12 protein-coding genes, 1 tRNA gene and 1 pseudogene are annotated in these 11,234 nt (G+C 67.7%); 5 read left to right on the top strand and 9 right to left on the bottom strand.

What is annotated here, in order from left to right:
- The 6 genes and pseudogenes from H0W38_RS07655 to H0W38_RS07630 form a co-directional block, all read right to left on the bottom strand.
- Nucleotides 1-267: pseudogene (locus tag H0W38_RS07655) on the bottom strand (hypothetical protein); the annotation flags it as partial.
- Nucleotides 268-421: 154 nt separating this feature from the next.
- Nucleotides 422-512, bottom strand: a tRNA-Ser gene (locus tag H0W38_RS07650).
- Between the two features lie 142 nt (nucleotides 513-654).
- Entirely contained in the window at nucleotides 655-1,788 is a 1,134-nt protein-coding gene (locus H0W38_RS07645; RefSeq protein WP_292452623.1) for a branched-chain amino acid ABC transporter substrate-binding protein, read from the bottom strand.
- Between the two features lie 148 nt (nucleotides 1,789-1,936).
- Complete coding sequence (locus H0W38_RS07640) at nucleotides 1,937-2,341, bottom strand: hypothetical protein (protein ID WP_292452622.1); 405 nt, start codon at nucleotides 2,339-2,341, stop codon at nucleotides 1,937-1,939.
- 103 nt (nucleotides 2,342-2,444) lie between these two features.
- The gene (locus tag H0W38_RS07635; RefSeq protein WP_292452620.1) at nucleotides 2,445-2,870 is read right to left on the bottom strand and encodes a DNA polymerase III subunit chi; all 426 of its coding nucleotides are present in this window, start codon (nucleotides 2,868-2,870) and stop codon (nucleotides 2,445-2,447) included.
- Between the two features lie 49 nt (nucleotides 2,871-2,919).
- Nucleotides 2,920-4,377, bottom strand: a complete 1,458-nt coding sequence (locus H0W38_RS07630; RefSeq protein WP_292452619.1) for a leucyl aminopeptidase — start codon at nucleotides 4,375-4,377, stop codon at nucleotides 2,920-2,922.
- 27 nt (nucleotides 4,378-4,404) lie between these two features.
- Between H0W38_RS07630 and lptF the strand changes: the two genes are divergently transcribed.
- The 5 genes from lptF (at nucleotide 4,405) to H0W38_RS07605 (ending at nucleotide 9,231) form a co-directional block, all read left to right on the top strand.
- Nucleotides 4,405-5,496 (top strand): LPS export ABC transporter permease LptF, encoded by a 1,092-nt coding sequence (gene lptF / locus H0W38_RS07625; RefSeq protein ID WP_292452618.1) that lies wholly within the window; start codon nucleotides 4,405-4,407, stop codon nucleotides 5,494-5,496.
- Between the two features lie 7 nt (nucleotides 5,497-5,503).
- Nucleotides 5,504-6,622 (top strand): LPS export ABC transporter permease LptG, encoded by a 1,119-nt coding sequence (gene lptG, locus H0W38_RS07620; RefSeq protein ID WP_292452617.1) that lies wholly within the window; start codon nucleotides 5,504-5,506, stop codon nucleotides 6,620-6,622.
- Nucleotides 6,619-7,008, top strand: a complete 390-nt coding sequence (locus H0W38_RS07615; RefSeq protein ID WP_292452616.1) for a CbiX/SirB N-terminal domain-containing protein — start codon at nucleotides 6,619-6,621, stop codon at nucleotides 7,006-7,008. The genes lptG and H0W38_RS07615 overlap by 4 nt, the downstream gene beginning before the upstream one ends.
- Before the next feature lie 61 nt (nucleotides 7,009-7,069).
- Nucleotides 7,070-8,023: a CysB family HTH-type transcriptional regulator gene (locus tag H0W38_RS07610; RefSeq protein WP_292452614.1), complete on the top strand. Its 954-nt coding sequence runs from the start codon at nucleotides 7,070-7,072 to the stop codon at nucleotides 8,021-8,023.
- Nucleotides 8,024-8,031: 8 nt separating this feature from the next.
- Nucleotides 8,032-9,231, top strand: a complete 1,200-nt coding sequence (locus H0W38_RS07605; RefSeq protein WP_292452613.1) for a pyridoxal phosphate-dependent aminotransferase — start codon at nucleotides 8,032-8,034, stop codon at nucleotides 9,229-9,231.
- Nucleotides 9,232-9,282: 51 nt separating this feature from the next.
- On the opposite strand, the gene H0W38_RS07600 is transcribed toward H0W38_RS07605, so the two are convergent.
- The 3 genes from H0W38_RS07600 to H0W38_RS07590 all read right to left on the bottom strand — a co-directional run bounded on the left by H0W38_RS07600 (nucleotide 9,283) and on the right by H0W38_RS07590 (nucleotide 10,948).
- Entirely contained in the window at nucleotides 9,283-9,882 is a 600-nt protein-coding gene (locus H0W38_RS07600) for an undecaprenyl diphosphate synthase family protein (protein ID WP_292452612.1), read from the bottom strand.
- A 136-nt stretch (nucleotides 9,883-10,018) separates the two neighbouring features.
- On the bottom strand, nucleotides 10,019-10,603 hold the full coding sequence (locus H0W38_RS07595; protein WP_292452611.1) for a hemerythrin domain-containing protein: 585 nt from the start codon (nucleotides 10,601-10,603) through the stop codon (nucleotides 10,019-10,021).
- Nucleotides 10,604-10,825: 222 nt separating this feature from the next.
- Nucleotides 10,826-10,948, bottom strand: coding sequence for a hypothetical protein (locus H0W38_RS07590; protein WP_292452609.1), 123 nt, complete (start codon nucleotides 10,946-10,948; stop codon nucleotides 10,826-10,828).
- Nucleotides 10,949-11,234 lie beyond the last annotated feature (286 nt).

The raw sequence follows: 11,234 nt of genomic DNA, 5'->3' as shown, positions 1-11,234 counted from the left end.
GAAGTCGCGCGGCAGAGTCTGATGAAGATGCGGGCGCAATTCGCCGGCCGTGGCGACCCAGCGAAACACCGGCTGGCCGTCGCATTCGTCTTCCAGACTGAGCCCCGTCGAGTCGGCGCCAGTCAGCTCCATGGCGAGATCGACCAGGCGCTGAGCCACCCCGCGAGGCGACGAAACCAGTGTTTCGGCAATCGCCTTGAACGCCTTGATCTCCAGCGCCATGGCGGCCGGGCGACAAGGGCGCTGCGCGAGCTCGTGGGTGATCACGATGTCGCTAAGGCCAGGCGAGGGCGTGACCGCTTCCGACGACGCTCCGGATGCCTGCTTGCCAGGGGCAAAAGAGTCAGCCAAGCATCCTCCGCTTTGTCATGACGGTGCGCGCCGGCGTGCAATCGGCGAAGGCATCGCGGCGTATGCGAAGTGGCGGAGAGAGCGGGATTCGAACCCGCGGGGGGCTGTTAACCCCCACACGCTTTCCAGGCGTGCGACTTAAACCGCTCATCCATCTCTCCGGAGGCTGCGATTGTAGCCACGCGCCTGCACGACAAAGGAGCCCCGCGGGGCTCCTTTGGAAGTGTCGCGCAGCCGGCTGAACGGTTTGCAGCGCCTGCGCCGGAGCACAGACGGTGCGCAGGCACCGCCTCCCGCGTTCGCTCAGTTGAGCGGCGACTTCTTGCCGTCCTTGTAGACATAGAGCGTCATCGCCGGGTTCTTCAGCTCGCCGTCTTTCTCGAACGCGACCTGCGCCGTCACGCCGGTGTAGTTTGTCTCGTGGATCTTCGGGCCGTAGACCTTGGGATCGGCCGAGTCGGCACGCTTCATCGCCTCGACCAGCACCATCGTCGCGTCGTAGACGTACGGCGCATAGACCTGGTACTCGCCCGGGTACTTGGCGTCGTACTTGGCCTTCCATTCCTTGCCGCCGGGCATCTTGCCGAGCGAAGCGCCGCCTTCTGCGCAGACCACGTTGCCCAGCGTCTTGGCGCCGCCAGAAAGCTCGGCCAGCTTGGCGGTGCAGATGCCATCGCCGCCGAAGAGGTTGACCTTGGACATCCCGAGCTGCTCCATCTGGCGCAGCATCGGGCCGGCCTGCGGGTCCATGCCGCCGTAGAACACGCCGTCCGGCGCCTTCGATTTGATCGAGGTCAGGATGGCCATGAAATCGGTGGCCTTGTCGGTGGTGAACTGCTGGTCGACGATCTCGATGCCGCGCGCCTGCGCGGTCTTCTTGAACACCTCGGCTACACCCTGCCCGTAGGCGGTGCGGTCGTCGATGATCGCGATCTTCTTCAGCTTGAGGTTGTTGGCGGCATGCAGCGCCAGCCCGGCGCCCAGCGCGTTGTCGTTGGCGAGCAGGCGGAACGCCATCTTGTAGCCCGCTTGCGTGTACGTGGGGTTGGTCGAGGCGGGCGTGATCTGCGGGATGCCGCAGTCGTTGTAGATCTTCGAGGCCGGGATGGTGGTGCCCGAGTTCAGGTGGCCGATCACGCCGTTGACCTTGGCGTCGCACAGCTTCTGCGCGGCGGCGGTGCCCTGCTTCGGATCGGCCGCGTCGTCTTCGGCGACGAGCTCGAACTTCACCTTCTTGCCGCCGATCGTGAGGTTCTGCGAGTTCAACTCGGCGATCGCCATGCGCGCGCCGTTCTCGTTGTCCTTGCCGTAGTGCGCCTGCGCGCCGGAGACCGGGCCGACATGGCCGATCCGGATCGTTTGCACGTCCTGGGCGGATGCGCCCGCGGCGGCCAGCAGGGTAGCAGCGGCCATGACGGCCGTGAGTTTGGCTTGCATGAAATACCTCCGGGTTGGAAGACGAGGCCGAGTGGAACAGTTGTTCCCGACGGCGCGAACGTTACTCCAAATCCCTGCGCGCTCCAGCCCTGCACGCCCCGGGGAAAACACCGTCAGCGGCGAGCCGAAGGGGTGCGCTGCTCTCGCCTCAGCGGCGGCGCTGGCGCTCGAACTCGCGAGCGACGGCCTGCGCCACCACGTCGCGCAGCAGCGAAGAGAGTCGTTCGCGGCTGTCTTCGATCAGCGCTTCGCTCCAGTGCGCCAGCATGGGCGCGAGCATCTCGCGCAGGCGCTGCTCGAGCATCGGGTCGATCTGCCGCTGCACGTCGGCCAACACGCGCTCGACGAGTTGCTGCTCGGCCGTCCGGTCGAGCGAAAGCGCGTCGGCCGCAACATCGACAGGCTCGTCGCGCTGCGCGTCCTGCACCTCGGGCGCAACGCCCGCATCGTCCTCGACGTCGCCCGACATCACCCGCGTCTGCTCGGCGACCAGGTCTTCGTCGACCACCTCGGTCAAGGTGGGAACCTGTCGCGGCGGCGAGCCGCTGTTCATGGGCGCCCTCCGCACATCCGCTCATGCGCACAGGCCTTGCCATCGGGCGCGGCGCCCGTTCGCTCGCTTCGATCCCCGCTGCGCGGGGCCCCTCTTTCGCGGCTCACGGGCGCACCTCGTGCAGCACGATCTCGTAGCCGCGGCTCTTGTAGTGGCGCAGTCGCTCACGGCCCGCCGCGCGCGCTTCGTCGGCACGGCCGACGATTTCGAACAGGCGCTCGAAGCTTTCGAAGCCGGGGGCGATCTGCGGGCCCAGGTTCACCAGCACTTCGTGATGCGGCGCGTCGCCCGTGCGCTCGACCAGCGAGATCGGCGTGTCGGCCAACGCGGCCTGGGCCGGCTCTCGCACGCGCAGGTGCGGCACGAATGAAGCGGCGTCGAAGGTCCACAGCTGCACGTCGAGCCGCTCCAGCGCCTCGGCCTCGGCGACCACCGCCACGCGTGCGCCGCGTTGCTGCGCCTTGAGCAGCAGCCGGCAGGCGTAGTCGAGCGGGTCGGCAACGCCGTGGTGAAAGTTGATTTCGGTCATCGTCGGTTGTCGGCGCTACGGCCCGAAGACGCGTTGGTCGTTCGGCGGCTCAGATCGCCTGCGACAACACGAAATGCGTCAGCAGCGCAACCGGGCGGCCGGTGGAGCCCTTGGCCGCACCCGACTTCCAGGCGGTGCCGGCGATGTCGAGATGCGCCCAGCGGTACTTGCCGGTGAACTTCTTGAGGAACATGGCCGCGGTGATGGCGCCACCGGGCCGGCCACCCACGTTGCCCATGTCGGCGAAGTTGCTCTTCAGCGCTTCTTCGTATTCGTCGTCGAGCGGCATGCGCCAGGCCGGATCGAGCCCGGCGGTGCCGGCCGCGAGCAGCGTTTCGGCGAGCGCGTCATCGGCCGTGAACAGGCCCGTGCGATGGTGTCCCAGCGCAATGACGCACGCGCCGGTCAGGGTGGCGATGTCGACCACCGCGCGCGGCTTGAAACGCTCGGCGTAGGTGAGCGCATCGCACAGGATCAGCCGCCCTTCGGCGTCGGTATTGAGTACCTCGATGGTCTGGCCCGACATGGAAGTGACCACATCGCCCGGCTTCACCGCCCGGCCGCTGGGCATGTTGTCGCAAGAGGGGATAAGGCCCACCACGTTGACCTTGGGCTTGAGCTCGCCGAGCGCGCGGAAGGTGCCCAGCACGCTGGCCGCGCCGCCCATGTCGAACTTCATCTCGTCCATCTCGCCTGAGGGCTTGATCGAGATGCCGCCGGTGTCGAAGGTGATGCCCTTGCCGACCAGCACCACCGGCGCCTCGCCCTTGGCCGCGCCGTCGTAGCGCAGCACGATGAACTTCGGCGGCTCGTACGAGCCCTGCGCCACGCAGAGAAACGCGCCCATGCCGAGTTTTTCGCAGTCCTTGCGGTCGAGCACCTCGATCTTGAAGCCGTGCGCCTTGCCGAGCCGCTTGGCCTCTGCCGCCAGGAAGGTGGGCGTGCAGTGGTTGGCCGGACGGTTGCCGCATTCGCGCGCCAGCGTTACGCCGGCGGCGATGCCTTGCCCGCGTGACAGACCCGCCTGCAAGGCCTTGGCCGCAGTCTTCTCGCACAGCAGGCTCACCTTGGCGAGCGGCGGTGCGGCCGGCGCGCTGGGCTTGGTGTGGCGGTAGGCGTAGACCGCGTCGGACACTGCGCAGACCAGCGCCTCCGCGTGCGTCGCGTCGAGTACGGCCCCCGCCGCCGCGACCGCGAGGTGCTTCACGCCCAACGGCTTGATCTGCGCCAATCCCGCCATCGCCGCGGCCTTGAACGCCTTCGCGCTGCCGTCGGCGGCCATCGCGAACACCAGACGGGCGGCCTTCACGCCGGCCGGCCGGTGCAGGTAAAGCGTGCGGCCAGCCTTGGCCACGAGGTCATCGCAGGCAAGCGCATCGGCCAGCAGCGCGGCGAGCGGGGCATCGAGCCGCCGCTCGGCGGGCTCGCCGCTCACCACGATCAGGAGCGCATCGCAGGCGGTCTTGGAGAGGCCGTCGATCGGGGTGTTCAGCAGGCGGAAGTCCATAATGCGAGGCTCAAAAAAAGACCTCGAATGCTATTCGATTCCACTTTGCGCCGAGACCTCTCGCGCAGCTTCGGCGCGACGCTGATCGTCATCATGACGATCGTCATCACCATGTTCCTGATCCGCACGCTCGGCCAGGCGGCGGGCGGTGCCGTGTCGCCGCAGGACGTGGCGCTGCTGCTCGGCTACATCTCGCTCGAGAACCTGCCGACGATGCTGAGCCTGTCGCTGTTCATCGCGATCGTCACCACGCTCACGCGCATGTACCGCGACAGCGAGATGGTGATCTGGTTCGCCAGCGGCGTGGGACTCGCGCGCTTCGTGCGGCCGGTGCTGAGCCTGGTCTGGCCGCTGCTGGTGCTGGTGGCGATCCTGGCGCTGTTCGTATGGCCCTGGGGGAACCGGCAGGTCGTCGAACTGCGCGATCGCTACGAGCGCCGATCCGACATCTCGCGCGTTGCGCCGGGCCAGTTCCAGAGCTCGGCCGACGGCAGCCGCGTGTTCTTCATCGATCGCGATACGGGCGGCGGCAGCATTGCCAGCAACGTCTTCGTGCTCGAGCGGCGCGAGGGCAGCGAAAGCGTGACCTCGGCGCGCAGCGGGCGCATCGAGCTCGACGGCGACCAGCGCTTCGTGGTGCTCGAAGACGGGCAGCGCACCGATCTCGAGCTCGCCACCGGCGAGAAGCGGCTGGCCGAATTCGAGAGCTACCGGGTGCTGGTCGGCGAAGCCCTCGCCAGCGGCTCCGACAACCTGCCGGCCAAGGCGCGCAGCACCTGGCAGCTGCTCACCCAGCCCACGGAGCGCCACCTCGGCGAGCTGGCCTGGCGCATCGGCCTGGCGCTGGGGGGCATCAACCTGGTGTTGCTGGGCATCGGCCTGGCCGCCGCCAACCCGCGACGGGCCGGCAACTGGAACCTGCTGGTGGCGCTGCTCGCCTTCGTCGTCTACTACAACCTGCTCAGCCTGAGCCAGGCCTGGGTGGCGAGCGGCACGCTGGCGTTCGGCCCGGCGCTGGCGGTCGTGCATGGCGGCATGTTCGTGGTGGCGGTCACCTTGCTGTGGTGGCGCGAACGCGGCTCGTCGATGGTGCTCCGGCGCCGTCGGCCGGCCCGCTGAGACCCCCATGCGCACCGTTCGCCGGCTTCTCTATGCCGACGTGTTGCGTGCCGTCGCCTTCGTCGCGCTCGCCTTCCTGTCGCTCTTTTTCTTCATCGACTTCGTCGAAGAGCTCGACAACGTGGGCCGCGGCCTTTACAAGGTTCAGCACGCGGCGCTGTACTGCCTGCTTCAGTTGCCCGGGCACTTCTACGAGCTGTTTCCAATCGCGGTGCTGATCGGCAGCATCTTCGCGATGGCGCGGCTGGCGCAGTCCTCCGAGTTCACCATCCTGCGCACCGGCGGCCTGGGGCCCGGTCGCGCGCTGGGGCTGCTGGCGATGCTCGGCCTCGCGTTCGGTCTGGTCACCTTCGTGGTCGGCGACTATGCCGGGCCTTATTTCGACGCCAAGGCCGACTCGCTGCGCGGCGGCCTGCGCGGCGACGCCGCCCGCGGCGCCAACAGCGCCTGGCTGAAGGATCGACGCGTGGCCGCGCCCGGGGAAGAGCCGCCCGGCGAGCGCATCGACTCGATCAACGTGGGCCATGTGGGCGCGAGCGGCCGGCTCGAGGACGTGCGCATCTACGAGTTCAGCGCCGACGGCGAGATGCTGGCGCGCATTGCGGCCGAGCGCGGCCAGGTCGAAGACGGCGCTTGGCTGCTCAGCGACGTGCGCATCACGCGCTGGCAGCCCGGCGAGGGCGGGCGATTGCCGGCCGATGAACAGCTCGTCGAATTGCGCTGGACCACTCAGCTCTCGCCGGCCGTCGTGGGCGCCTCGGTGTCGCCGCTGCGCAGCATGTCCACCGTCGACCTCTATCGCTACATGAGCCACTTGTCCGACAACGAACAGGCGGCGCAGCGCCAGGAGATCCAGTTCTGGAAGAAGGCGCTCTACCCGCTGGCCTGCCTGGTGATGGTCGGCCTGGCGCTGCCCTTCGCCTACCTGCACGCGCGCAGCGGCGGTGTGAGCGTCAAGGTGTTCGGCGGCATCTTGCTCGGCATCAGCTTCGTGCTGCTCAGCAATGTGTCGACCCATCTCGGCCTGCTGCGCGACTGGACGCCCTGGGTGGCAGCGGCTGCGCCGAGCGTGATCTACCTGCTGCTGTCGCTGGCGGCGTTCAGCTGGCTGGTGAGGTACCGATGAACGATGCATCCGAATCCAGGCCAGGCGTGCTGCTGTTCGCGCACGGCGCGCGCGATGCGCTGTGGGCGCGGCCTTTCGAGGCCGTCGCGCAGGCGCTGCGCGAGCGCGAGCCGGAAATGCCGGTGGCGCTGGGCTTCCTCGAGTTCATGACACCCGACCTGCGCGGCGCCGGCGACGCTCTGGCGGCGCTGGGCTGCCGCAAGGTGAGCGTGGTGCCGCTGTTCCTGGGCGCCGGCGGCCATGTGCGCAAGGACCTGCCGCTGCTGCTCGATGCACTGCGCGCCGCACATCCGCACATCGAATGGCAACTCGCGCCGGCCGTCGGCGAAGACGCCGCGGTGGTGGCTGCGATGGCCGAAGTCGCGTGGCGGTACGCCCGCTTGTGAAGAGCGGCGCCAGAAGAACAATTCGCGCCCGAAGTTCGGCGAACCAACCCGCATCTCATCGATGAACCTGCACCAGTTCCGATTCGTCCAGGAGGCCGCGCGCCGCAACCTGAACCTCACCGAGACGGCCAAGGCGCTGCACACCTCGCAGCCGGGCATTTCCAAAGCCATCCTTGAACTCGAAGGCGAACTCGGCATCGACATCTTCGCGCGCCACGGCAAGCGCCTCAAGCGCATCACCGAGCCGGGCCAGGAGGTGCTCAAGGCCATCGAGATCATCCTGCGCGAGGTGAACAACCTCAAGCGCATCGGCGAAGAGTTCAGCCAGCAGGACGCCGGCACGCTCTCCATTGCCACCACGCACACGCAGGCCCGCTACGTGTTGCCGGGGCCGGTGGCCGCGCTGCGCAAGCGCCATCCCAAGGTGGCCATCAGCCTGCACCAGGGCACGCCCGAACAGGTGGCGCAAATGCTGCTCGACGAGACCGCCGAAGTCGGCCTGGCGACCGAGTCGCTCGCCACCTTCGACGCCCTGGTCACCCTGCCGTGCTACGACTGGCAGCACGTGATCGTGCTGCCCCCCGGCCATGCGCTGGCCGCGCAGGAGCGCATCACGCTCGAGCAGCTCGCCACCGAGCCGCTGATTTCCTACCACCCGTCGTTCACTGGGCGCACCCGCATCGACCAGGCCTTCGCCATTCGGGGCCTAAAGCCCACGGTGGTACTCGAGGCGATCGACTCCGACGTCATCAAGACCTACGTGCGGCTGGGTCTGGGCGTGGGCATCGTGGCCGAGATGGCGGTGCGCGACGACCCGGCCTGCGCGGCCGGCGGCGACCTCGTCACGCGACCGGCCGGTGCGCTGTTCGGCAACAACGTCGCGCGCCTCGCGTTCAAGCGCGGCGCGTATCTGCGCAATTTCGTGTACGGTTTTGCCGAGCTGATCTCCGACCGGCTGACGCGTGCGCTGATCATCCGCGCCATGACGGGCGACGCCGAAAACTACGAACTGTGATGCCGACGATGAGCCCCGCCCAGTCTTCCCCCGCCCTGCCCCGCGTGCTGTCCCTCACCAGCCGCTTGCCGCGCACGGGCGACACGATCTTCAGCGTCATGTCGGCCCTGGCCGAAACGCATGGCGCGGTGAACCTCGGCCAGGGCTTCCCCGATTTCGACTGCGACCCGAAGCTGATCGACGCCGTTGCGACAGCCATGCGCAAGGGCCACAACCAGTACCCGCCGATGCAGGGAGTGACCGCATTGCGCGAGGCCGTCGCCGCCAAGATCGAAGCGCTCTACGGCCACCGCTACGACGCCGGCAGCGAGATCACCATCACGGCCGGTGCGACGCAGGCGATCCTGACCACGATCCTGGCCCTGGTGCACCCCGGCGACGAAGTCATCGTGCTCGAGCCCTGCTACGACAGCTACCAACCGGCCATCGAGCTCGCCGGCGGCACGGTGGTGCGTCTCGCGCTCGGTGCCGCAGCCGGCGAATTCCGGCCCGACTTCGACCGCATCGCCGCGGCCCTGTCGCCGCGCACCCGCGCCATCGTGGTCAATACGCCGCACAACCCGAGCGCAACCGTGTGGAGTGCCGCCGACATGCAGCGCCTGGCCGAGCTCTTGCGGCCGACCGACGTGCTCGTGCTAGCCGACGAGGTCTACGAACACATGGTGTTCGACGGCGCGGCTCACCAAAGCGTGTCGCGTCACCCGGAACTGGCCGCGCGCAGCGTCGTCGTGTCGAGCTTCGGCAAGACCTTTCACGTGACCGGCTGGAAGGTCGGCTACGCGGCCGCGCCGAAGGCCTTGATGACCGAGTTTCGCAAGGTCCACCAGTTCAACGTCTTCACGGTCAATGCGCCCATGCAGCATGCGCTGGCGGCCTACCTGGTCGACCCGGCGCCGTATCTGGGCCTGCCGGCGTTCTACGCCGCCAAGCGCGACCGCTTCCGCGCCGGCCTGGCGGGCACTGCCCTGCGCCTGTTGCCGAGCGAGGGCAGCTACTTCCAGTGCGTGGACTACTCGGCGCTGCAGGCTCACCGCGACTGCAGCGAGGCCGATTTCTGCCGCTGGCTGACCACCGAGGTCGGCGTGGCGGCCATTCCCTTGTCTGCGTTCTATGACGGCGGCTTCGAGCAGCGCATCGTGCGCTTTTGCTTTGCCAAGCGGGAGCAGACGCTAGACGGGGCGTTGAAGCGATTGTCCGAACACCTGTAGATCGCCCGTTCACGGCAAAGCGCGCCCCGGCTGCGCGGACCGAGGCGGCGCTCAGCCACCCAGCGTGCGGTCCTGCTTATCGAACCAGCTCAACGCGCTGTCGAGATGGCTGGCCTCGAAATCAGGCCAGAAATCGTCGACGACAAAAAAATCGGCATACACCGATTGCACGGGAAGAAATCCGCTGAGCCGCCGCCCGCCGCCCCAGCGCACGATGAGGTCGATGCGCGACACCTCGCGCGAACGCAGGCCGCCGTTCTTCAGGCCGTCGAGATCCCACTGCCAGCCGTAGTTCACCAGAAAGTTGACCCTGATACCGCTGCCCCGGCGTTTGCGGAACGGCATCAACTCCTGCGGGAACTGGCTCGACGTCTCATCGCCGAGCACCAGCAGGGCAGCGCCCCGCCGGTCGACTTCTTCCGCGAAGGCGACGCAAGCGGCGCGAAAGTTCTCGATCTGGCCGGTGGCGCGCCGGGTGTTGTCCGCTGTGAAGCCGTAGACCGACACTTCGGGAACGCCGAGCGCCTTGCAGGTTTCGAACAGGGCAAGGCCGGGTTCGATGCCGCGGGCGTAGCCGTCTTCCTTCTTCAGCCCTTGCGACTGCGCCCAGCGCCGGTTGCCATCGGGAATGAAGCCGATGTGCTGGGGCAAAGCCCCTCTTGGTTTCGATTTCATGACGCAAGCATCCCGATGCCCTGGATTTCTGACGGAAGACTGCAAACCGCAGCGAACGAGGGAACAGGGCCGCATTGCACACGGCGCCTGCCTGCAAACCGGCCGAGCGCGCTCAGAGCCGGCTGGAAAGCGCCCGCCTGACCAGAAAGCCGCCGGCAACCACCGCACCGGCCGTCATCAGCACGGTGCTTGTCGGCATGGCGCGCGCCGTGTTGATGGCAATCTCGCCGGCACGCGGCATGGCGAGCTCGAGGCGGCGCTTGGTCATGCGCGCGCCCAGATCGCCGAGCCGCTCTTCGCCGAGCAGGCGCTCGGCCGCGGGCAGCAGCACCGTCTCTTCGTCGGCGACGTGGTGAATCACGTCGCGCATCAGTTCCATGAAGGTGTCGTCGAAGCCGGCATCGGGGGGCTCCGTGGCGCGCAGCTTGGCGATCAGCCGGCGCATCTCGTCGTGCTCTGGAACGCTCTTGCTGATCACCTCACCGTCGGGGTCCAACTCACGGATCGCCGGGTAGAAGATTTCTTCTTCCAACTGCGCATGGATTTCGAGCGCCGCGCTCACGGTGTTGACGATCGCCCGCTTGGTCTGCGGCGGTGTCTTGTGTTCGTACTTGTGGAACGTGACGAGCGCGTGTGAATGGTCCAGGCGGATCATCTTGGTGGCGGACGGCGACATCTTGCGCAGCATCGGGTTCATGGCGTGCCTCCAGGCGGTTGTGAACAGGTGCCTCGGCAACCGATGTTCCCGCCCACGCGGCGGCGGCTGAACACTCTCGGTGCCCTCAGTCCAACCGCTCGGCGGCCACGCTGAAGCGGTCAGTCTCGCCATGTTCACAGGTAAAAGAGCATGCCGCCAAGCAGCAAGCGCCGTACCCATACACCGCCGCAGCCCTACTCAGGGCCCGGCTCCGCAGTAGGCCTAGAGCGAGAACAGCGACATGAGCCGCTGCAGATAGCTCGGCCGCGTCGGATAGACGGTGGGCAGCCGGGTGCGCCGGCCGAGTCGGCGATAAAGCGCAGTCGTTTGCAAATGCGTGGCCATGGTGGGTTTCCTCCGGCGCGCCCGCTCTGCTGCGCGTGAACGAACCTTAGCGTGCATGCGTGACAGCGCGATGGCAGAACGCCCCGCAATCAGGGGCACGCATCGAGGGGGTGAACCACCTTTCCTCTGCCACCGCACGCGGGCAGGAACACCGTTTGCCAAAAGCGCGCAGTCGCCTTACCTTCCACGGAGCCGCCCCATGCTGCGCAGACTGCTCGTTTACGCGATCACATCAGGGCTTGCCGCAAAGCTTTACCGTTCCTTCCGGTCGCGCGGCGTTCGCCCG

It is taken from the genome of Methylibium sp. (genome assembly GCF_013817365.1).
In the GTDB taxonomy this organism is placed as follows: domain Bacteria; phylum Pseudomonadota; class Gammaproteobacteria; order Burkholderiales; family Burkholderiaceae_C; genus Methylibium.
Note: the sequence above shows the minus strand (reverse complement) of the source record. Positions and strands in the feature narration are given on the sequence as shown.